This is a genomic window from Paraburkholderia sp. EG287B (assembly GCF_040965595.1).
Taxonomy (GTDB): Bacteria; Pseudomonadota; Gammaproteobacteria; order Burkholderiales; family Burkholderiaceae; genus Paraburkholderia.
This window is the reverse complement of sequence record NZ_JBFRCG010000003.1, coordinates 405,963-427,599: the sequence shown is the minus strand read 5'-3', so window position 1 is coordinate 427,599 and position 21,637 is coordinate 405,963. Positions and strand designations below refer to the sequence as shown.

Below are 21,637 nucleotides of genomic sequence, written 5' to 3'. Positions count from 1 at the left end.
CAAGGCTCCTGTGGGTTGAAAGCGCCGTGCGCAAGCACTGTGCCCCCGATGAGTATGTAAGCGTTATTTACATCGGGGCTATTGGAGCCAGTCTAAAGCGTTCCTCCAGCACAGAATTAAACGAAGGTATAGGGTTGCGGAAAATTCATGCGCGCGGCACAACCCTTTGTAGGGCTGTCTCGTCGCGACGATCGGCGATACCTTGGTGACACGCCGGACCGGTTCATCGAACCGGCTCGCAGGATGTGATTGCCGAGAGCAAGGAGGCGCCGATGTTGACCAACACAAACTTCGTCGATCCCTGGATTCGCACGATAGGTCTGCTGTCCATACCGGGGACTTCGGAAATCGTCGACGTGGAGCCTGTTCCTGTTGTGAAATGCCGGCACGGCGCGGAAGCCAATGTTTCGGACTGGCGTCCATTCGTGCGTATCATCGACCGGCCAAGCGCACACTCGATGACGATCGACTGGCGCGATCCGACCAAATGCTGCTACCGGGAGCAGCTGTGGGTGGCCGCGCATTCGCGGGTGAGCGGCCGTTGCGCGATGAGCGGCAAGTCGATCGCACCAGGCGACGAGATCTTTCGTCCGCGCCCCACGAGACCGGCACCGAGGAACGTTGGCGCGATGATCCTCGCTTCGGCCGTGGACGCCTGCTACCCGTACGGTTCGCAGGAGGAATGGAACGTAGAAGCCTCCGCATTGACGGCATTACGTTAAAAGGAGATTTGCCTTCAGGTCGTCAATGAATGGCAATCTTTCCATTCCGATGCACAGGGTGGCGCAATTGATCGGTCGGCAGTCACGAATCGCCGTGGCTCCAGAATATTCCTCGCCATTTCACGAAAGAGGCAGCCCGTTGATCGCGCTAATATAAATGCCAGAACGATTCCGAACGATCGAGTGGAGGAGTCGTATGACGCGCGGTTGACGGGTGAGGTCAAGCGGACATGATGACGACCTGGGAGGGCTTGCGCAAAGAATTTGCCGACGTGTACGGCGACGAGCTGCCGCGTATCGTGCACGCGTTCAAGGCTGCGCTGGCCGTGATCATCAGTATGCTGATATGCATGCGGCTCGAACTACGCGCGCCCGGCACGGCCATGGTTTCGGCGGTCATCGTGATGTTCCATCAACAAAGCGGAATGGTGATCGCGCGCGCGTTTTATCGGACCCTGGGCATCATCTGCGGATGCTTTGCCGGACTGATACTGATCATTCTGTTCGCGCAGCAGCCCGTGCTTTTCCTGGGCGGTCTCGCCATCTGGGTCGGGCTCTTCGTCGCGGGGGCTTCCTACTACAAGAACTATCAGTCGTACGGCTTCGTGTTGTCCGGCTATGCCGCGTGTATTACCACGGTGCCCGAGTGGTCGACGCCTTACGACGTGACATACAACATCATCTATACGATCAGCGAAGTGCTCATTGGCGTGGCGAGTGGCAGCGTCGTGAGTGCGCTGGTGTTTCCGCAGCGGGTCGTGCCCGCGCTCACGAAATGGCGTGCCAACGCGATGACGCTCCTGTTGAACTCGCTGCGCGGCGCGGTGAGCGGCGAGCCTGGGTATGAACCGGTTGAAACCTGCCTGAAGCTGGTTCGCGAGAGCGCAACGATGGAGGGACTGCGCACGGCTGCCGTGTTTGAAGAGCCGGAAATGCGTTTGCGCGACGAAGGACTGCTGGAGCTGGACAAGACATTTCTCGGTGTCGTCACGCGCATCTTTTCTGTTTTCCGTGCGCGGCGCAACTCGGCGAGTCCAGGCGATGCGCTTCGCCCGACGATCGACGCGATCTTCGGCAAGGTGGCGAATGTCATTGCAAACGAGAATGCGGCGTGCCTGGAAACGGCGAGCGGGCTTCAACGCATGATCGAGAGATTGAGCGCACTGGAGGCCTCGTTGCTGCTCTACCTCGACCGCAGGACGAACGGCAGCGAACAGCAGGACGAATCCGCTTACGAGTCCGTTGCGATGGTCGCGGCCGAGGCCTGGTCGGCGGTCGTGGCGCTGCGACTGTTCTGCAATACCTGCAAGGTGCTGCTCGACCCGCCGAGAGTGCGGCTCACGCAGCCCGTTGCCGAAGCGGTCGCGTTCATTCGCAGCGTTCCGCTGCATACGAGCGGCTTCACCGCGGCCATAGCGGGCGTACGCGCGGCGCTGGCGGTGGCGGTCGTCGGATACGCGTGGGTGCTCTCGGGATGGGACAACGGCTATAGCGCGGTCGTGGCGGCAGGCATTACCAGCGGATTCTTTTCACTGAGCCCGACACCTGCCGTGGCGAGCTGGCAAGTCTTTGTCGGTTGCCTGATCGCGTGGATCGTCGGCTTTGGCGTGAACTTCTTCGTGATGCCCGCATTGGGCGACGTCACGCTGTTCGCGCTCTGTCTCGGCATCGTGCTGTTTCTGGGGAGCTACGTCAACACCTTCCCGCGCGTCGCGCTGTTTGGCGCCGGTTTCAACATCTACTTCTGCTACGTGCTGACGCCGACGAACGTCGCCGTCTACAACCCGCCTTATATTCTCGACCGCGGCTTCGGCCTGCTCATCGGCATCGGTGTTTCCGCCGTGGCGTTTTCCCTCGTGGTCTCACGCGAAGGCGCCTGGATGGCGAGCCGTAACGCGACGCGGATTCGCTCGATCGTGGAGCGGGCGGCAAGCGATCCCGTCGATACGAATGACGCCGTGCAGGTGGGAATCGCGATGCGCGACCTGATCATGCATATTTCGACGATGCCCCACGTCACGCCGACCGAACTGCAGCGCGCCACGAGTTGGGCCTTCGACCAGCTATGGCTCGTCAACACGTTGATGAAGGTGCGCAACCTCGAATTCACGCAGCCGGATCGGCTTCCGGCGGCGTGGGCCGACGCGCAGGCCGAATGGCTCAGCGCGATGGAGCGGCTGGCGCAACGCGCCGATGCCGAATCGGTCGAAGCGGCGCTCGCGGCGATCCGGCGGGCATTGAGCGCGCTGGCCGGTCCCCCTGGCGATCCGGCGTCGGACGAAGGCCGCGCGATACTGAAGATGCGTGCGCGGCTCTATTCGACCTGGGCCGCGCTGACCGACCAACTGCCGCGCCTCGGGGCAGCCACGGCGACCGAGTCATGAGAGCCCGCGCGGTTTCCGGTGCTGGTGCGTTCGCGCTGCGTGTCGTGTCGTCGATCGCGCTCGCGGTGCTCGCGGGCTGCATCGACGGTGCGGGAATCAAGCCCGAGGCGTCGTATATCGATCCCGCCGGCGTGGACGCGGGCAGCGCCATGCGCACCGCGGTCAGCGATGCGAACTGGCCCACGAGCGACTGGTGGCTCGGCTGGCGCGACCCGCAGCTCGACATGCTGATGCAGCGGGCCGGGAAGGGCAGCCCGACGCTCGCGATCGTGAGATCACGTGTCACCGCCGCGATCTGGCAGGCGCGCGCGGCGCATGCGGAAGAACTGCCCGACATCGAAGCCGAGGGCCATTTTGCCCGCACGCGCTTCCCGCGCTACGCGACCCCTTCGCCGCCCGGCGGCACCACGGTCTGGAACAATGCCGCGGCGGTCACGCTTTCCTGGGACCTCGACTTCTGGGGCAAGAATCGCGCAATCGAGCAAGGCGCACTCAATCACGTGCAGGCTTCGGTGGCCGACGTACAGTTTGCCAAAGTCGAACTCGAAGCGGCCGTTGCACGCACCTATACGCGTTTCGCGCTTCAGGAAGCACTGCTCGCGGTCTATCGGTCGATCAACGAGGAACAGGCGCGCAACCTGGATATCGCAGTCAAGCGCCGCGCGGCCGGCATTAGCGGCGAGATCGACGCGAGTCAGGCGAAAGCACAATACGAAGCGGGCCGCACCGACATCGCACGCACGCTGAACGAAATCGCGCTTGCGCGATTACAGATTGCGTATCTGGTCGGCGAGGGGCCGGGTTTCGGCGATCAACTGAAGGCGCCGACGCTGCCGGACAACGTCGCCACGGCGCTGCCTTCGGCCTTGCCCGCGGAATTAATCGGGCATCGTGCCGATGTCGTGGCGCAACGGTGGCGAGCCGCGGAAGCCGCGAAAAACATCGATGCCGCGCACGCGGACTTTTATCCCAACATCGACCTGGTCGCCAGTGCCTCGCTCGCGTCATTGGCGCCATTCGGCGGATTCTTCAACTTCATCAATAGCGACGCGGTCGGGCATAGCGTTGGCATTGCCGGGTCCTTGCCGATTTTCGACGCGGGCCGCCGGCGCGCCAATTTCGGCGTGGCGAACGCCGAATACGACGACGCGGTGCTCAAATACAACGACACGGTGTTGTCCGCCATGCAGAGCGTCGCTCAGGACGTGACGTCGCTGCAGTCGCTCGACGTTCAGCAGCAATCGGCCGAAGCGGCGTGGCAATCGTCGCGGCGCGCCTACGCTCTCGCGGTCAGTGGCTATCGAGGGGGCATCACCGAATATCTCGACGTGCTGGTGGCGCAAAAGATCATGCTCGAGCAGGAGCGCGATCTCACGCTGATCCATGCGCAACGCGTCGACGAATGGGTGTTGCTGATGAAAGACCTGGGCGGAGGCGCGCAGATCAACGCGTTTCCGGCCGGCGCCAAGGCAGGGGAAAGCGATGCCCGTGGAAATTGACCTGTACGGTTTTTTTGCGCCCACGCTGCTGCTCGTGTTTTTGGGGAGCGTCGTCGTATTCGTGGCGCTGGACATGTTTCTGGCGAAGGTCGGTGCCTATCAGTTCGCGTGGCATCCGGGCCTGTTCCGGGTTGCGGTCTTCGTCGCGCTGTTTTGCGGTGCGGCGCTGATCGTGCAGCGAACGTAGATACCGATGCCCCAGGGCCGCCGCATGAAAACGAGGCGATAGATGAACAAGCCGTATTTCATACGCTTTGCGACCACGTTCATCGTGGTCGTGATTGCGCTCGTGCTCATGCATGCGATCTGGGATCGCTATATGTATTCGCCGTGGACGCGAGACGGCCGCGTGCGGGCAAACGTCATCAATCTGTCGACCGACGTTTCGGGCATCGTGAAGGAAGTTCGGGTCAAGGACAACGAATGGGTTCACAAGGGCGACGTGCTCTACGTGCTCGATCCGGACCGCTTCGTCTATGCGCTGCAGCAGGCCGATGCCGATGTCGCGCGCGCGCAGGCGCAGCTGCTGCAGTCCGAGTCGCTTTCGAATGCGAGCCAGTACGAACTGAAGATGCGCAAGGATCAGGCGGCGAGGCGCGAGAAGCTCTCAGCCGATGTCGTATCGGAAGAATTGCGTTCGGACTACGCCTGGCAGTCGCAGCAGTCCCAATCCACGCTCGATGCGGCGCGCGCCGCGCATGCGGCCGCCGAGGCGAGCCTCAAGGCCGCGCTCGTGCGCCGCGAGACCGCACGGCTCGACCTCGAAAGAGGCAGCGTGCGGGCGCCGACGGATGGCTACATCACGAACCTGAACCTGTTCCCAGGGGACTTCGCCACGGCGGGTGTCGCGCGCATGGCCATGATCGATTCCCATTCGTTCTGGGTGTACGGCTATTTCGAAGAAACGAAGATACAGGGCGTTCAGGTCGGCGACCATGCGATTGTCCGGCTGCTGGGCGCGAAGGTGGACATCGACGGGCATGTCGATAGCATCGCGAGCGGCATCGTGGATCGCGACAATCCCACGGGGCAGAGCGAACTGCTTGCGAACGTGGACCCGGTGTTTACCTGGATTCGCCTCGCCCAACGCGTACCCGTGCGGATTCATCTGGATAACGTGCCGCGCAACGTTCATCTCGCGATGGGCATGACTTGCACGATTACGCTCAGCACGGCAAAGCAGGCCGGATGACGCGAGCGTGGCGGCGCTTCGCGTCCCGTCCTCGTGGAGAGCGGACAAATTGCGTGTCTTCGAAAAAGACGCTCATGCGGCCGGTGGCTATGCTGGATCCGGTCGCCTTGAAAGAAGGAGAGCGCGTCATGTTGCAGGAGAGCTACCCGTACTACCTCGCGAACGAGGCAGTCGCCGCGAATACCGATCTGGAGGTGACGGACAAGTTCAGCGGCGAAGTCGCCACGCGCGTTGCGCTGGCCGACGCGAAAACGATCGACAAGGCCATCGGCTTCGCCGAAGCGGCAATGCCCGAGATGCGCACGTTTGCCCCCTATAGGCGTCAAGCCGTGCTCGAGCACTGCGTGGCGCGCTTTCGCGAGCGCGCCGAAGAAATGGCGGTGGCGCTGTGTATCGAGGCAGGCAAGCCGATCAAGGATTCGCGTGGCGAGGTGAGCCGCCTGATCGACACGTTCAAGGTCGCGGCGGAAGAGTCGGTGCGAATCGGCGGCGAAATCATCAATCTCGAGATTTCGCAGCGTGCGAAGGGATACCAGGGCTATGTGAAGCGGGTTCCCATCGGTCCGTGCTCGTTTGTCTCGCCGTTCAATTTCCCGCTGAACCTCGCCGCCCACAAGGTGGCGCCGGCGCTGGCCTGCGGCGTTCCGTTCGTGTTGAAGCCCGCGAGCCGCACGCCCATCGGCGCGCTCATCATCGGCGAGATCATGGCGGAAACCGATCTGCCCAAGGGCGCGTTCTCGATTCTTCCCGCCCATCGCGACGGCGCCGATCTCTTCACGACGGACGAGCGTTTCAAGCTGCTTTCGTTCACGGGTTCGCCGGGAGTGGGTTGGGAATTGAAGGCGAAAGCGGGCAAGAAGAAGGTGGTGCTGGAACTGGGCGGTAATGCGGCCGTGATCGTCGATGGCGATCAGCGGGAGAAACTCGACTATGTCGTCGAGCGCCTCGCATTCGGCGCGTTTTATCAGTCGGGCCAAAGCTGCATTCACGTGCAGCGGATTCTCGTGCACGCTTCGCTATATGACGAATTGCGCGAGAGGCTGATTGCAAAAACGAAATCGCTCAAGGCGGGAGACCCCAAGGACGAGGCCACTTTCGTCGGCCCGATGATATCGGTGTCTGAGTCGCGCCGTCTCGCGGGCTGGATGGAAAGCGCGGTGGCGGCGGGCGCATCCATCATCGCGGGCGGGAAGGTGGCAGGCGCGATGTTCGAGGCGACACTCGTCGAGAACGTCGGGCGCGACACCGATCTCTACCGGAAGGAAGCGTTCGGGCCCGTGGCCATCCTCGAAAAATTCGACGATTTCGAAAAAGCGCTCGTCACGGTCAACGACAGTGATTTCGGCCTGCAGGCAGGCGTGTTTACCGATTCGCTCTCGCACGCGCACCGCGCATGGGATGAACTGGATGTGGGCGGTGTGGTCATCAACGACATCTCGTCCTTCCGCGTCGACAACATGCCGTATGGCGGCGTGAAAGATTCGGGCATCGGGCGCGAAGGCGTGCGTTACGCGATCGAGGATATGACGGAGCTGCGTTTGATGGTCATGAAGCAGGGCTAGGCGCCAGGCATCGATTGCGCCGGAACGCACTGATCAGGAGTCTTGATGGTAACGCTTGAAGTCAACGGTCAACCGCATACCGTGGACGCGCCGCCCGACATGCCTGTGCTGTGGGTGTTGCGCGACCTCGTCGGGCTCACGGGCACCAAGTTCGGCTGCGGAATCGCGCAGTGCGGCGCCTGCACCATCCATGTCGATGGCGTCGCGGTCCGCTCGTGCGTCTTTCCCGTCGGGGCCGTGGGCGAGCGCAAGATCACGACCATCGAGGCAGTGGGCGAGACACCCGCGGGAAAGCGGATTCAGGCCGCGTGGCGCACGCTCGATGTGGTTCAGTGCGGCTATTGCCAGCCGGGGCAGGTGATGCAGGCGGCGTCGCTGCTCGCGCAGAACGCCAACCCGAGCGACGCCGATATCGACGCGGCGATGGCGGGCAATATCTGCCGTTGCGGCACCTATAACCGCATTCGCGCGGCGATCAAACAGGCGGTCAAGGGGGCGGGACGTGTCGCAGGGACTCCTTGATGCGCAAAATGGCGAACCGCGCGACGAAGCGCTAACGGGCCTTACCCGCAGGGCTTTTCTGAAGTTCGGAGCGAGCGTAGCGGTGCTCGGCAGTGGCGGGCTGATTCTCGGTTTCAGTTTGCCCGCGCGCAGCGAGGGCGACGTACGCAAGACGGTGATTGGCGGCGACGGCATCGAGACGGCGCAGGGCGGTGTGCTGGCGCCGAATGCGTTCGTGCAGATCGACACGTCGGGCAAGGTGACGCTCATTGTCCCGAAGGTCGAAATGGGACAGGGCGTGTACACCTCGATCCCGATGCTGATCGCAGAAGAACTCGAAGTCCCGCTCGACAGCGTCACGCTCGACCACGCGCCGCCCAATGAGAAGCTGTTCTTCGACCCGTTGCTAGGCGGTCAGTTGACGGGTGGATCGACGTCGATCCGCTACGCGTGGGAACCGATGCGGCGCGCCGGCGCCACGGCGCGCACACTGCTCGTCAACGCCGCCGCGCAGCAGTGGCAGGTCGACCCCGCGACGTGTCACGCGCAGAACGGCCAGGTCGTTCACGCCGCCACGAATCGCACGCTCGCCTATGGCCAACTCACGGAAGCCGCCGGCAAGCTGCCGGTGCCGGGCGACGTCAAGCTGAAGGACCCGAAAGACTTCAAGCTCATCGGCACGACGGCGCGACGGCTCGACTCGCCCGAAAAGGTGGACGGCAGCGCGATGTTCGGGCTGGATGTGCGGCTGCCCGGCATGGTGTACGCGGTGATCGTCAACTGCCCCGTGTTCGGCGGAAAGCTCGCCGCGGTGGACGATAGCGCGGCCAGGAAGATCCCCGGCGTTCGCCAGGTCGTCAAGATCGACAATGGCGTGGCCGTGGTCGGCGACCATACCTGGGCGGCCAAGCGCGGCGCGGCGGCGTTGAAGATCGGTTGGGACGAAGGGGCGGGCGCGTCGGTGTCGATCAAGACGATCGTCGACGATCTGGAGCGCGCTTCACAGGGCGAAGGCGCCGTCGCGCGCAAGGAAGGCGACGTGGACCGTGCATTCGCAGGCGCGAAGACGCGTGTGGATGCGGTCTATCGACAGCCGTTCCTTGCGCACGCGACCATGGAGCCGATGAATTGCACGGTGCACGTGCAGCAGGATAGCTGCGATATCTGGGTCGGTACGCAGGTCCCGACACGCGCGCGCGACGCCGGCGCGAAGATCACCGGACTGCCGGCGGACAAAGTCGTGGTGCACAACTTTCTGCTCGGCGGCGGATTCGGGCGGCGGCTCGAGGTGGATGGCGTGACCCAGGCGGTGAAAGTCGCGAAGCAGGTGGACGCGCCCGTCAAGGTGACGTGGACGCGCGAAGAGGACATCCAGCACGACATGTACCGCCCGTACTACTACGACCGTATTTCGGCGGGTCTCGACGAGCATGGCAAACCGGTGGCCTGGCGGCATCGCATTGCCGGATCGTCGATCCTTGCGCGATTCGCGCCTTCGACGATCAAGAACGGCGTCGACCCTGATGCGGTGGAAGTGGCGGCCGCGCTTCCCTACGACTTGCCGAATCAGCTGGTCGACTACGTGCGGCAAGAGCCGGATGCGGTCCCGACTGCATTCTGGCGAGGTGTCGGCCCGACGCGCGGTACGTTCGTCGTCGAAAGCTTTGTCGATGAGCTTGCGGTCCAGACCAAAACCGATCCCGTGCAGTATCGCCGCGATCTGCTCGGCAAGTCGCCGCGCGCGCTGAACGTGCTCGACATCGCCGCCCGGCTTTCGGGTTGGGGAAGCGCATTACCGAAGGGCCAGGGGCGAGGCGTTTCCGTCATGCACGCCTTTGGCAGCTATCTGTCGATGGTCGCCGAAGTCACGGTCGAGCAGGGTGAGGTGCGCGTGAATCGTGTCGTGTGCGCCGTGGATTGCGGGATGTTCGTCAATCCGAACACGGTGGAGGCGCAGATTCAGGGCGGCGTGATCTTCGCCATCACGGGCGCGCTGTACAGCGAGGTGACGATCGAACGGGGACGCGTGCTGCAAAGCAATTTTACGGACTACCGGATACTGCGCATTCACGAGGCGCCCGAAATTCTCGTGCATATCGTCAAGAGCGGCGAAGCGCCTGGCGGAATCGGCGAGCCCGGCACGTCGGCGGCGATGCCCGCTATCGCTAATGCAATTTATGCGGCAACCGGCAAGCGTTTGCGCGATCTGCCGGTGGGCAGGCAGTTGCAGCCCGTATAGACGGAGGCCAACAGTGAGAACGGCGTTGAAGGCATTCGTCCGCTATTGCGCACTGGCCGTGTTGACGGTTCCGATGGTTTCGAGCCTCGCTCGCGCGGATGACGCGGCACTGATCCAGCGTGGCGAATATCTCGCGAAGGTGGGCGATTGCGTAGCCTGCCACCTGACGCAACATGGCAAGCCGTTCGTGGGCGGGCTGAAAATGATGACGCCGATGGGCGCCATCTATTCGACCAACATCACGCCCGATCCCGATACCGGCATTGGCCGCTACAGTGAGGCGGACTTCGCGCGCGCCTTGCGTGAAGGCGTGGCGAGAGACGGCCACAATCTGTATCCGGCCATGCCTTACCCCTCCTATGCGAAGGTCAGCGATAGCGATGTGCACGCGCTCTATGCCTACTTCATGAAAGGCGTTGCCCCCGTGAAGCAGGCGAATCGCGCGTCGGATATCAAATGGCCGTTGAACATGAGATGGCCGCTCATGTTCTGGAATATGGTGTTCCTGCACAAGGGCGCGTATGAGGACAAGGCGGGCAAGGATGACGCCTGGAATCGCGGGGCCTATCTGGTTCAAGGGCTCGGACACTGCGGATCGTGCCATACGCCACGCGGCGTCGGCTTTCAGGAAAAGGCGCTCGACGAGAGCGGCAGCGTCTATTTGACGGGCGCGCCCGTGGATCACTGGTTCGCTTCGAATCTCACGGGAGACCACAACGCCGGTTTGGGCCGCTGGTCGGAAGCGGACATCGCGCAGTTCCTGAAAACAGGGGCGAATCTGCACGCGGCCGCATTCGGTTCGATGACGAGCGTGATCAACCATAGCAGCCAGGCGATGTCCGATGCCGACCTCGCGGCGATTTCGCGCTATCTGAAATCGCTGCCCGCGGCGGGCGGATCGGGCGGTCCTGACTATGCCTACGACGCCAAAGCGACGAAGGTGTCGCTCGGGCGCCCGGCAAACGACGCCGGCGCGCGCGTCTATACGGCCTTCTGCATGCATTGTCACGGCCCGGACGGAAGAGGGTTTCCACCGCTGCTGGCGCCGCTTGCCGGCAACCCGAACGTACTGGCAGCCCAGCCGCTTTCCCTGATCAACGTGACCTTGAATGGCACGGAAGACATCATCATCGGCGGTGTACCCGCGCCATACCCGATGCCCAGATTCGCGGACGTGCTCGACGACGAGCAGATCGCCAATGTTCTGACCTTTATACGCAGCGGCTGGAATAACGGGGCGCCGCCCGTATCCCCGCGCGAAGTGGAAAAGCTGCGTCTGCAAACAGCGAAAGGTTCGGCGCAATAGCAGGCAATCGCCAGCACGGCAACACGGCCGTCATTCCTCCAGACGGCCGCGCCATTTCCGGAATCCCGAAGCGGAACGCCCGAAAAGCACGGCATCGGGTTGTCGTGTATAACGTCGATACCTCTAGACCTGTCCTTCCTGTGACGCGCGCCCTCAGGCGTCTGTCTCCTCGATGTCCTCATGCTTGGCGCCCCAATTGTTCACGGAAAATGCTGGGCGCAGCCAGCCGTTTGGTCGTCGCCAAACATGCTATTGGCATAGACTGAAGCAGGGCATCGAGTTAATACGGCAAGGCGCGGTTATTTGAATTGCCGATGCATTTCGCCGGCTTCCTGGGAGTATCAGTCGATGCGATTGGCCCCTTGGCCCGACGCTAAGTCTGTCGAATCGGTTCAAGCCGCGTGGAATGATGGCGCCTATGTCGTCTGCCGCGGCAAACGGCGAGTGGATGATGACACGCGCGAACCCGTGCTGATAGTGTGCCCCGCGCGCAATCAGTCAAACCGCGAGGTGGCGGGTCGCCTCGCGCACGAATATGCGCTTGCCGACAAGCTCGACTGCCCCGCCGCGGCGCGCCCACTGCAACTGCTGGACGAGCAGGGGCAGACGATGCTGGTGCTCGAAGACGCTGGCGACGAGCCGCTCGAAACGCTTGCCGTTCCCGTGACGCCGGTCGAATTTCTGCGCCTTGCCGTGACCATCGCGAATGCACTGGGCAAAGTGCATGCAAGGGGGATTGTCCACCGCGATATCAATCCACGCCATATCTTGCTGAACAGAGTGAATGGAGCGGTGCGTTTCACGGGCTTTGGCATCGCATCGGTGGTTCAGCGCGAACGCCAGTTGCCGGTGCCTCCGGAATTCATCGCGGGAACGCTCGCTTTCATGGCGCCCGAGCAGACCGGGCGGATGAACCGGTCGATCGATTCGCGCAGCGATCTCTATGCGCTGGGCGTGCTGTTCTACTGGTTGTTGACGGGGCAGTTGCCGTTCAGTGCAACCGATCCGATGGAACTCGTGCATTGCCATATCGCGCGGCAGCCTCTTTCGCCGGCCGATCTCGTGCCGTCGCTCGCTCAGCCGGTTTCGGCAATCGTCATGAAGTTGCTGGCCAAGACCGCCGAAGACCGATATCAAACGGCGGCCGGCATTGTCCACGATCTGCGGCGCTGCCTCGCGCATTGGGAAACGCACGGGCAGATTGCGAGCTTCGCGCTTGCGCAATTCGACATGCCCGATCAATTGCTGATACCGGAAACGCTCTATGGCCGCAGTGCGGAAGTCGCCGCACTCCTCGCCGCGTTCGAACGTGTGTCGAAGGAAGGGCGCAGCGAACTCGTGCTCGTGGCCGGTTACTCGGGCGTCGGGAAATCTGCGGTCGTCAACGAATTGCACAAGGCCCTCGTGCCCAGACGAGGGCTGTTTCTCGCCGGGAAGTTCGACCAGTTTGCGCGTGATATTCCCTACGCGTCGCTCGCCATGGCGTTTCGCTCGGGCGTTCGATTGCTGTTGGGCAACAGTGAAAACGAACTTGCGGTGTGGCGCGAGAAATTTCGACGCGCACTGGGCCCCAATGGTCAATTGATCGTCGATCTGGTGCCTGAACTGGCCATGATCATCGGCGAGCAATTGCCCGTGCCGCTGCTGGCGGCACAGGATGCGCGAAGGCGCTTCCATCTCGTCTTTCGCCGCTTCATTTCCGTGTTCGCGCGCCCCGAGCACCCACTGACGATTTTTATCGACGATCTGCAATGGCTCGATATTGCGACGCTCGATTTCCTCGAAGACCTCGTCGTGCAAGGCGACACCGAGCACCTGCTGGTGGTGGGCGCATACCGGAACAACGAGGTGGGTACGGAGCATCCGCTCGCACAGAAAATGGAGGCGATCCGCGCGTCGGGCGCGCCTGTCCGCGACATCGTGCTCGCACCGCTCGCGAATCTGCACCTCGAACAACTCGTGTGCGATGCGTTGCATTGCCCCACCACACGCGCCGTGCCGCTGGCCCGCTTGCTGCACAAGAAGACCGGGGGCAATCCTTTTTTCACGCTCCAGTTTCTTTCGGCGCTCGCGGATGAGGGCTTGCTGACGTTCGATCACGTCGCCAGCCGATGGTCATGGGATCTGCAGCAGATTCATGCCAAAGGCTACACGGAGAACGTCGTCGCGCTGATGCTGGACAAGCTGGGCCGGCTGCCCGAGCGCACCCAGGTCGTCCTGAAGCAGTTTGCCTGTATCGGCAATGCCGCGAACGTTGCGCTGCTCGAGACGGTCTGCGAGTTGCCGGATGAGGCAATACGCGAAGCGCTGGCGCCCGCGGTGCAGGCGGGACTGGTCCTTTGCGCCGGCGGCGCCTATCGCTTTCTTCACGACAGGGTGCAGGAAGCCGCGTACACGCTCGTTGACGAACCGGCGCGACCGTCGATGCATTTGCGCATCGGCAGGCGACTGCTCGACAACACGCCGCCGGCGAATCGCGAAGACGCCATTTTTGACATCGTCAGCCAGTTCAATCGCGCCACGCGGCAACTCGAAGGGCGCGCGGAACGCGAGCAGGTGGCGCAACTCAATCTCATGGCGGCGCAACGCGCAAAGGCCGCGACGGCGTTCGATGCCGCGCTTGCCTACCTTGGCGTCGGCCGGTCGCTGTTGACGGACGCCGACTGGATCGCTAACTACGACCTGCTTTTCGCCATCGAATATCGGCTCGCCGAGTGCGAACTGCTGAGCACGAAGACGCATTCGGCGCAGGCGCGGCTCTCCGGGCTCGTGCGGCGTGCGAGAACCAGGCATCATGCTGCGATGGTGACGCGGCTGCGCATCACGCTCTACACGACGCTGGACCAGAGCGGGCGCAGCGTCGAGATCTGCCTGCAATATCTGCGGGAAGGCGGAACGGACTGGTCGCCTCATCCCGACGAAAAGGCGGTCCGGTGCGAATTCGAGCGGATCGCCGCGCTGCTTGGCGCGCGGGAGATCGAGGACCTGATCGATTTGCCGTTGCTCGACGATCCCGAAGTGCAGGATACGCTCGACGTGTTGACGGAAATCGTGACGCCGGCGTTCTTCACCGACCAGCATCTCTGCGCATTGGTCCTGTGCCGGATGGTCAACCTGAGCCTCGAATACGGCAATAGCGACGCGTCCTGCTATGCGTACGTGTGGCTCGCGACGTATGCCGGTCCGGTTTTCGATCAATACGAGGCCGGCTATCGCTTTGGCCGCCTCGGCCTCGATCTGGTGGAGAAAAAACACCTCACGAAGTACCGGGCCCGCACCTATACCTCGTTCGGCAATATCGTGGTGCCCTGGGCGCGTCACGTCCTCGAAGGACGCGAACCGATCCGGCGGGCGCTCGAGATGGCGAACGAAAGCGGCGACCTGACTTATACGCTGTATATCCTCTGCGATCTGACTCAGAATCTCGTTTCGGTCGGGGACAATCTCGAAGACGTGCAGAGCGAAGTGGACAGGGCGGTGGCGATTTCCGAACGCGTCCGGTTCCAGCTCGTCACGGACATGCTCGTCACGTATCGGGGGCTCGTGAGGACCCTGCGCGGGGAGACCGGACGCTTTGGCTCGTTCGATGACGCGCAATTCGACGAGGCGGCGTTCGAAAACCATTTGCGCAGCTCCCCGACCCTGGCGCTCCCCGCGTTCGACTACTGGACGCGCAAATTGCAGGCGAGATATCTCGCCGACGAATTTGCCGAGGCGCTCGCTGCGGAACAACACGCCGAAAAGGTGTTGTGGGTCGCGACTTCGCAGTTCGAAACGGCGGAGTTTCACTTCTACGGCGCGCTCAGTCATGCGGCCTGCTGGAGCGAAGCGGACATGCCGGAGCGGCAGGCGCATGTCGATGCGATCCGTGCTCACCTGGCCCATCTCGAGAAATGGGCTTCGCATTGCCCGCAGAATTTCGGGAACCGCGCGGCGCTCGTGGGTGCGGAAATGGCGCGCATTCGTGGGGACATTGCGCGAGCGGAACCGCTTTACGATCTTGCGATCCGCTCTGCGCGCGAGAACGGCTTCGTCCATAACGAGGCCGTAGCGTGTCAGGCGGCCGCGCGCTTCTACGCTGCGCGCGGGCTGGCGGAAATTGGCGATATGTATCTGGGGAACGCGCGGCGGGCGTTCGCGCGATGGGGCGCGAAAGGCAAGGTTCGGCAACTCGACACCTTGCATCCGCGCCTCGAGCAGCCCAATCCGCCTTACTCGGTGGTCAGCAGCATGGAAGCGTCTGTCGAGCATCTCGATCTCGCCACGGTCATCAGGGTCTCGAAGGCGATTTCGAGCGAGATCGTGCTCGACAACCTGATTCAGACGGTGATGCGCACGGCCGTCGAACACGCGGGCGCGGACCGCGGACTGTTGATCGTCGCAAGCGACGCCGCTTTTCATATCGAGGCCGAAGCGACGACGGGCGACGGGGTGATCGCGGTCAGTCTGGAAAAGTCGACCGTGGAGAGCGGGCGCTTGCCCGTATCGATATTCCAGTATGTGACCAGGACGCGCGAGAACGTCATCATTCACGACGCGAATGCCCGGCACGACTTTTCATCGGATCGATATTTTCTGGAACGCCATACGCACTCGGTGGCCTGCATGCCTTTGCTGCACCAGGGCAAACCGATTGCCTTGCTCTACCTCGAAAACAATCTCGCCACCAGCGTGTTCACCGCGAGCCGGGTGGCCGTGCTGAAGCTGCTGGCTTCCCAGGCGGCGATTTCGTTCGAGAATTCCCGCCTGTATCGCGATCTCGCGGAGCGCGAGGCGAAAATTCGCCGTCTTGTCGATGCGAATATCGTGGGCGTCTTTATCTGGGATTTCGTGGGCCCGATTTACGAAGCTAACGAGGCGTTTCTGCGCATGATCGGTTACAGCAAGGACGATCTTGCGGCGGGGCTCGTCGACTGCACGCGGATTACGCCCGACGAGTGGCATGAGCAGGACCTGGCGGCCATTGCCGAATTGAGAAAGAAGGGTGTGCTGCCGCCGATCGAGAAAGAGTATATCCGCGCCGACGGCAGCCGCGTCGCGGTGCTGCTCGGTGCGGCGATGTTCAGCAGTTCACCGGAGCAGGTGGTGGCGTTCGTCGTCGACCTCACGGAGCGCAAACGCGCCGAGGCGGACGCAAGGAGCCATGAGCAGCGCTCGCACGAAATCGAAATGGAGCTGACCCACGCGAACCGTGTTGCCTCGCTGGGGCATCTCACCGCTTCGATCAGTCATGAGATCACGCAGCCTATTGCGTCGGCGGTGTTCAATGCGCAAGCCGCCACGCACTGGCTGGACGCAAGCCCGCCCAATCTGGGCGAGGTGCGTGCGGCTATCGCGCGCGTCGTTAAGAACGGCACGCGCGCCAATGATGTGATTCGACGGATCAGGGCGCTCGTCAAAAAGCAGCTGGCGAAGCAGGAGCTATTTCTGGTCAACGATGCAATTCGCGAGGTCATCGTGCTGACGCGCGGCGAAGCGTCGAAACACCATGTTACGTTGCACGAACACCTGGAGGCGGATGTGCCGACGGTGGAGGGTGACCGCGTCCAGATTCAGCAGGTCGTCATGAATCTGATCATCAACGCGGTCGAGGCGATGAGCGATTGCGCCGACGGCGTGCGGCAACTGACGATCGCCACACGCGCCGGCGACGCCAACACCGTACGGATAACGGTAAGCGATACGGGGCCGGGCATTGGCGAAGCGGATGCCGAACGGCTGTTCGAACCGTTCTTCACCACGAAGGCTGCAGGCATGGGGATGGGCCTGTCGATCTGCCGATCCATCGTCGAAGCGCATGGCGGCACGTTGCAGGTCCATGCGAACGCGCCCACGGGCGCCGTATTCGAGTTCGAATTGCCAGGCGTCGATTACGGCGTGCCGTGACCCCCTCGGGCATGCCGGTGTGCCGCCGTGACCTAGTTGCGGCTGGAGGTCTTGCCGGCGACGAGGCCGTTATCGACTGGCATGCCCGAAACGGTGTCGCCCCACGGCGCCATGGCTTCGAATACGCCGTCGCGCCGGATCAGCGCGTGCAAAAGCGCGGCAGCGATATGAGCGACGATAATGAAGAAGAACAGTAGCGCGAGAAATTTGTGCGAATTCCAGAACAGCGTGTGCAATGTGTCGCTGTGCGGCGCAATGGGGGGCAAGTGCACGCCGGCAACCACCACCGGATAGTCCCCGGCGGACAGCATGCTCCAGCCGAGCAGCGGCAACGCGATCATCAAAACATAGAAGGCAAGATGCGAGAGATGCGCGGCGAGCTTCATGACGGGCGGCATCCCGGCGGGCAACGGCGGCGCGCCTTTTACCAGTCTTACCGCAAGGCGAATCAGGGCGAGCACGAGAATCAGAATGCCGAGCGGCTTGTGGATGGAAAGCAGCGTGAGATGATCGGGGCGTATGGTGGACACCATCCCCACGCCGATGAACAGCATGGCGAGAATCGCAAGCGCCATGAGCCAGTGGAGCAGGCGCTGCAGCGCCGAGAATCGTTGGCCGGTCGGGTTCATTGTGCGACTCCTGCCGCGGCGGCATGGGGATAATCGCCGGCTTCGGCGGTCCTTCTGTTGAACGACACGGAATACGCGGCCGAGCGTGCCGCAGGGAACGGATCGTCCGAGACATGCATACCGGGTGGAAGCACCGTCGGGTCGAAGTTGAGATCGCGGCACGGGCCATCGGCTTCCGGCTCGATCGCTTGCACGACCAGGGTGCCAGCTGAAATCCTGCGGCGATCGTCGGGCCACGCCTTGCTCGGATCGGCGCTCGGGTCGCCGGGATTGGCGACGGTGACGATCATCGTCCATCGTTGCGGCGCATTGGCTACGCGCTGGACGATATCCGCGTCGAGAAAATTGGGCCCGCGCTGCTTCAACTGGTCGGCAGTGAGCAGTTCAGGCTTCGCAGAAGGCACGAAGGACCAGCGCACCGTGCTGTCCTGCCCGGCCGTATTGGTAAACACAAAGCTGTCGAGGCTGTTGAACTGCTCTTCGGCAAACGAGGACGTCATCGGCGTTTTCGTGAGCCACGCGCCGAACGCGGGGAACTCCGGGTGAGCCGCTATGAACTGCTTCATCGCGTCGGGGTCGTCCTTCTTTCCCAACGCCTGCAGCAACGCATAGAACGCCTCGGGCGTCGACACCGCGAAGAACGGCGCATCGATCATCGCCGAGCGCCACTCGCTGCCGTCGGGCGCGACGACGCGCAGGCCGAGCCCGCGCACGCGAACCGCCGCATCCGCCGCCTTGGGATCGGGGGAGCCGAGATTGAAACGCCCGGTCACGGGATAGGTGCCGGCAACGAACATCGGCGCCTTCGAAACGGACGCCGCTGCGCCACTGGACTCGAAAACGCCCGTGAAGCAGATCCCCTTGGCGTGATTTCGTCGGAATCCGGGCGCCGCTCCACCGGGCGGCGCGAGCGCGTCGATGAGTTTGGCCGGCGTCAGCCGGCCGGGAGAAAGCCAGCCCGCCGTGAAGCAAAACGCGATGACGAGCACCACAGCGACAAGCACGATGATGACGAGCGAACGTGTTTGTGAGCGCGCGGTATTCGGCTTGGTATCCATCTGGCTCTCCCGACCAACAAATCGGTGATGTCTGCTCGCAGGTTAGGCGCTTCCCCGAAACGGCGCCGCGCTCAGTGCGCCTGTGCAAAACGTGCGAACAGGAAATATCGGGCACTACCGTTCATCCCCGCAATCCCTCGTATGTTTTCGAAAGAACCTCGATGACGTGCGGCGTAGTATCAACGCGGATTCATCTGGATTTCGTTTCACCCAACAATGGAGGTGCCGCGATGAAGTTTCAAACGGTAATGACCGGGTGTTTCGCACTGCTGTTTTCGTCGATGGTTTTTGCGCAGAACGCGGTCGAGTCGTCGGGTATGGTGGGCGCCGAGGCGAATGGCGATGCTGTGCAGAAGGCATCAAGCAAGTCATCCGCGCGCGAGGCGAATCGTCAGTTCGCACGCACCGTGCAGCGCGCGATCTATAAGGACCGCGCCCTTGGCGAGGCGGACATCATCGTTTTTGCCAATGCGGGAACGGGCAAGGTGGTGCTCGTCGGGCTGATCAACGATCCGACCCAGGAGCGCACCGCGATCGATGCGGCGCGTCAGGTTGCGGGGGTCACGGGCGTCACGAGCAAACTCAGTCTGCACGAGGAAGGGAATTGACGAGCGTTTGCGCCTTTGCGCTTGATCGATTCCGAATCTGGTTCGAATCGCTCTTGGCTGTGCGTGGTGGCCTTGGGCTTTTCGAACCAGTTTATTTTGCTGGGCCTATTTGTTCATGCTGTCCAACTTCTTCAGCAAGGCGTGAGCGCCTGGCCCCGAAGATGCCGGATTTTGCCCCGTGATGAGCAGCCCGGCTTCGAGAACGTACGGCTGCCAGTCTGCGACGCTCGAATAATTGCCGCCCTTTGCCTTGAGTTCGTCTTCCACGAGAAATGGCACGACGTGTGTCAAACCGACCGCCGCTTCTTCGGAATTGGAAAAGCCTGTCACCGGCTTGCCTTTGACCATCGGTTCACCGTCCGCCCCCTTGACGTGACGCAGCACGCCGGGCGCATGGCAGACGAGCGCGACGGGCTTGCCTGCGCCTATCGTGCGCTCGATGAGCGAGATCGAATCCGCGTCTTCGGCGAGATCCCACATCGGACCGTGACCACCCGGGTAGAAAACGGCGTCGAACGCGTCGTGGGCAACGTCCTTGAGTATCGCGGTGCTTGCGAGCGCCGCTTTCGCACTGGCGTCGGCCTCGAAGCGGCGAGTCATGTCGGTCTGGTTCGCGGGTTCGTTGCTCTTGGGATCGAGCGGCGCCGCGCCGCCCTTGGGCGACGCCAGCGTCAGTTCCACGTTCGCGTCCTTGAACACGTAGTACGGCGCGGCCAGTTCCTCCAGCCAGAAGCCCGTCTTGCGGCCCGTATTGCCCAGTTGGTCGTGCGACGTCAGGACTACCAGAATCTTCATGACTTTCTCCTTGCCCGGTGGCGGGCGCTGAGGGGACATCGAGGAGATCTCATTGTGACTTGGGAGTGCCTGTCGTTGCTTCCGTAAAACGAGGCGTTATTTCGCTTTTGCACTGAAGTCGTCAAACCGCGGCGAGTGCGCTGGCGATCGGATCCTTGCCGCCCGCGAAGCCGATGACCTTGCGCGAGAGGCCCGCCTTGAGCGCTTCGACGACGACCTCGGCAACGTCTTCGCGCGCCACCGGGGCGTGCGGCGATCCCACGTCCGAGACGATCTGGATCGTGCCGACGCCGGGCTCCACGCTCAGCTGGCCGGGCCGCAATACGACGTACTCCAGGGCGCTGGCAATCACGTAGTCGTCGGACGCCTGTTTCATTTCGGCGTAATGGCGCAGCGCATCCGGCGCGCGTTTCGGATCGAACGCCAGCAACGCGCTGACGACGAGAAAGCGATGCACGCCTCGCTGCGTCGCGTAGTTCGCCGCGTGAATGACCGCGTCGCGGTCGATCTGACGCTCCTGATCCGCGCCTTCGGTTTCGGCGGAACCGGCGGAATAGACCACGGCGTCGATTCCCTCGAAAGCCTGCGAGAAGTCGCTATCGAGGTCCGCGATTGCCGTATCGGCGCCGAGGCGGTGGAATTCGTCGGCTTTGGCAGCGTTGCGTATCAGCGCCCGAAAAGGGATGGCTGCAGCGTGCAGCTTTTGCGCGACCGACCGGCCGGTGCGACCGCTCGCGCCGATAAGCAAGACCTTCATGACGCTCTCCTGGGGTTCATGGTCAGTTCCCGCAGTCTAGTCCGATCCGCGTTTCGCCGTTGCACGGGCGTTGCGCGGTTATCGATCTGCATGGCTTGCCGATCCGAACTGTACGCAGGGGGTGTTGCGCCAACTGCTTTAGATTCCAGCGGGACAGCCCACACTTTCCGGAATCTCAGAGTGCCGACATGAAGTTGCGACGTTCCATCGTGGCCGTGAGCGTGACGCTGGCATGCGCCGCAGGACCGGTTCGAGCGTATTCCGTCACGAGCTATGAGGCGCTCGGCGCGAGCCGGGTCGAGGCGTGCGCCACGGCGAAGAAAGACGCCGAATCTGCGACGGATGAGCAAGCCCACGGGCGCCTGGAGAGCGTCGGCACCTGTCAATGCAGTCACGAGAGCGACCCGAAGGCGTCGGGCCAATGGCGATGTCTCGTCGAAGCGATTCGCAGCAAATAGGGCATGTCGCCGGAAAACCGGCGCATCAATCTGGACCCGCA

The 21,637-nt window shown here is 62.7% G+C and carries 16 protein-coding genes; 12 read left to right on the top strand and 4 right to left on the bottom strand.

Features of this window, described 5'->3' with window-relative positions; translation table 11 throughout:
• The first annotated feature begins 245 nt into the window (after positions 1-245).
• The 10 genes from AB4Y40_RS07155 (at position 246) to AB4Y40_RS07110 (ending at position 17,291) form a co-directional block, all read left to right on the top strand.
• A complete protein-coding gene (locus AB4Y40_RS07155; protein ID WP_368687044.1) occupies positions 246-722 on the top strand; it encodes a DUF3331 domain-containing protein in 477 nt (158 codons plus the stop codon).
• A gap of 230 nt (positions 723-952) precedes the next feature.
• The gene (locus tag AB4Y40_RS07150) at positions 953-3,106 is read left to right on the top strand and encodes an FUSC family protein (protein ID WP_368687043.1); all 2,154 of its coding nucleotides are present in this window, start codon (positions 953-955) and stop codon (positions 3,104-3,106) included.
• Entirely contained in the window at positions 3,103-4,605 is a 1,503-nt protein-coding gene (locus tag AB4Y40_RS07145; RefSeq protein ID WP_368687042.1) for an efflux transporter outer membrane subunit, read from the top strand. Before AB4Y40_RS07150 ends, AB4Y40_RS07145 begins: the two co-directional genes overlap by 4 nt.
• Positions 4,589-4,792: a DUF1656 domain-containing protein gene (locus tag AB4Y40_RS07140; protein ID WP_368687041.1), complete on the top strand. Its 204-nt coding sequence runs from the start codon at positions 4,589-4,591 to the stop codon at positions 4,790-4,792. Before AB4Y40_RS07145 ends, AB4Y40_RS07140 begins: the two co-directional genes overlap by 17 nt.
• A 42-nt stretch (positions 4,793-4,834) precedes the next feature.
• The gene (locus AB4Y40_RS07135; protein ID WP_368687040.1) at positions 4,835-5,797 is read left to right on the top strand and encodes a biotin/lipoyl-binding protein; all 963 of its coding nucleotides are present in this window, start codon (positions 4,835-4,837) and stop codon (positions 5,795-5,797) included.
• Between the two features lie 128 nt (positions 5,798-5,925).
• On the top strand, positions 5,926-7,359 hold the full coding sequence (locus AB4Y40_RS07130; protein WP_368687039.1) for an aldehyde dehydrogenase family protein: 1,434 nt from the start codon (positions 5,926-5,928) through the stop codon (positions 7,357-7,359).
• Between the two features lie 45 nt (positions 7,360-7,404).
• Positions 7,405-7,881: a (2Fe-2S)-binding protein gene (locus AB4Y40_RS07125; RefSeq protein ID WP_368687038.1), complete on the top strand. Its 477-nt coding sequence runs from the start codon at positions 7,405-7,407 to the stop codon at positions 7,879-7,881.
• The gene (locus AB4Y40_RS07120; RefSeq protein ID WP_368687037.1) at positions 7,862-10,099 is read left to right on the top strand and encodes a molybdopterin cofactor-binding domain-containing protein; all 2,238 of its coding nucleotides are present in this window, start codon (positions 7,862-7,864) and stop codon (positions 10,097-10,099) included. The genes AB4Y40_RS07125 and AB4Y40_RS07120 overlap by 20 nt, the downstream gene beginning before the upstream one ends.
• A 73-nt stretch (positions 10,100-10,172) precedes the next feature.
• Positions 10,173-11,405: a cytochrome c gene (locus AB4Y40_RS07115; RefSeq protein WP_368687120.1), complete on the top strand. Its 1,233-nt coding sequence runs from the start codon at positions 10,173-10,175 to the stop codon at positions 11,403-11,405.
• Positions 11,406-11,753: 348 nt separating this feature from the next.
• Positions 11,754-17,291 carry an AAA family ATPase gene (locus AB4Y40_RS07110; protein ID WP_368687036.1) on the top strand — a complete coding sequence of 1,846 codons (5,538 nt, stop codon included), beginning with the start codon at positions 11,754-11,756 and terminating at the stop codon, positions 17,289-17,291.
• Between the two features lie 32 nt (positions 17,292-17,323).
• Here AB4Y40_RS07110 and AB4Y40_RS07105 read toward each other — a convergent pair whose 3' ends face one another.
• Positions 17,324-17,920 carry a cytochrome b gene (locus AB4Y40_RS07105; RefSeq protein ID WP_368687035.1) on the bottom strand — a complete coding sequence of 199 codons (597 nt, stop codon included), beginning with the start codon at positions 17,918-17,920 and terminating at the stop codon, positions 17,324-17,326.
• Positions 17,917-18,978: a catalase family peroxidase gene (locus AB4Y40_RS07100; RefSeq protein WP_368687034.1), complete on the bottom strand. Its 1,062-nt coding sequence runs from the start codon at positions 18,976-18,978 to the stop codon at positions 17,917-17,919. Before AB4Y40_RS07100 ends, AB4Y40_RS07105 begins: the two co-directional genes overlap by 4 nt.
• Positions 18,979-19,208: 230 nt before the next feature.
• On the opposite strand from AB4Y40_RS07100, the gene AB4Y40_RS07095 reads away from it, so the two are divergent.
• Positions 19,209-19,586 carry a BON domain-containing protein gene (locus AB4Y40_RS07095; protein WP_368687033.1) on the top strand — a complete coding sequence of 126 codons (378 nt, stop codon included), beginning with the start codon at positions 19,209-19,211 and terminating at the stop codon, positions 19,584-19,586.
• A 105-nt stretch (positions 19,587-19,691) separates the two neighbouring features.
• Here AB4Y40_RS07095 and AB4Y40_RS07090 read toward each other — a convergent pair whose 3' ends face one another.
• Both AB4Y40_RS07090 and AB4Y40_RS07085 read right to left on the bottom strand, forming a co-directional pair.
• A complete protein-coding gene (locus AB4Y40_RS07090; RefSeq protein WP_368687032.1) occupies positions 19,692-20,381 on the bottom strand; it encodes a type 1 glutamine amidotransferase domain-containing protein in 690 nt (229 codons plus the stop codon).
• 121 nt (positions 20,382-20,502) lie between these two features.
• Positions 20,503-21,138, bottom strand: a complete 636-nt coding sequence (locus AB4Y40_RS07085; RefSeq protein WP_368687031.1) for an SDR family oxidoreductase — start codon at positions 21,136-21,138, stop codon at positions 20,503-20,505.
• Positions 21,139-21,326: 188 nt separating this feature from the next.
• Between AB4Y40_RS07085 and AB4Y40_RS07080 the strand changes: the two genes are divergently transcribed.
• Entirely contained in the window at positions 21,327-21,596 is a 270-nt protein-coding gene (locus tag AB4Y40_RS07080) for a hypothetical protein (protein WP_368687030.1), read from the top strand.
• The last annotated feature ends 41 nt before the right edge of the window (positions 21,597-21,637 follow it).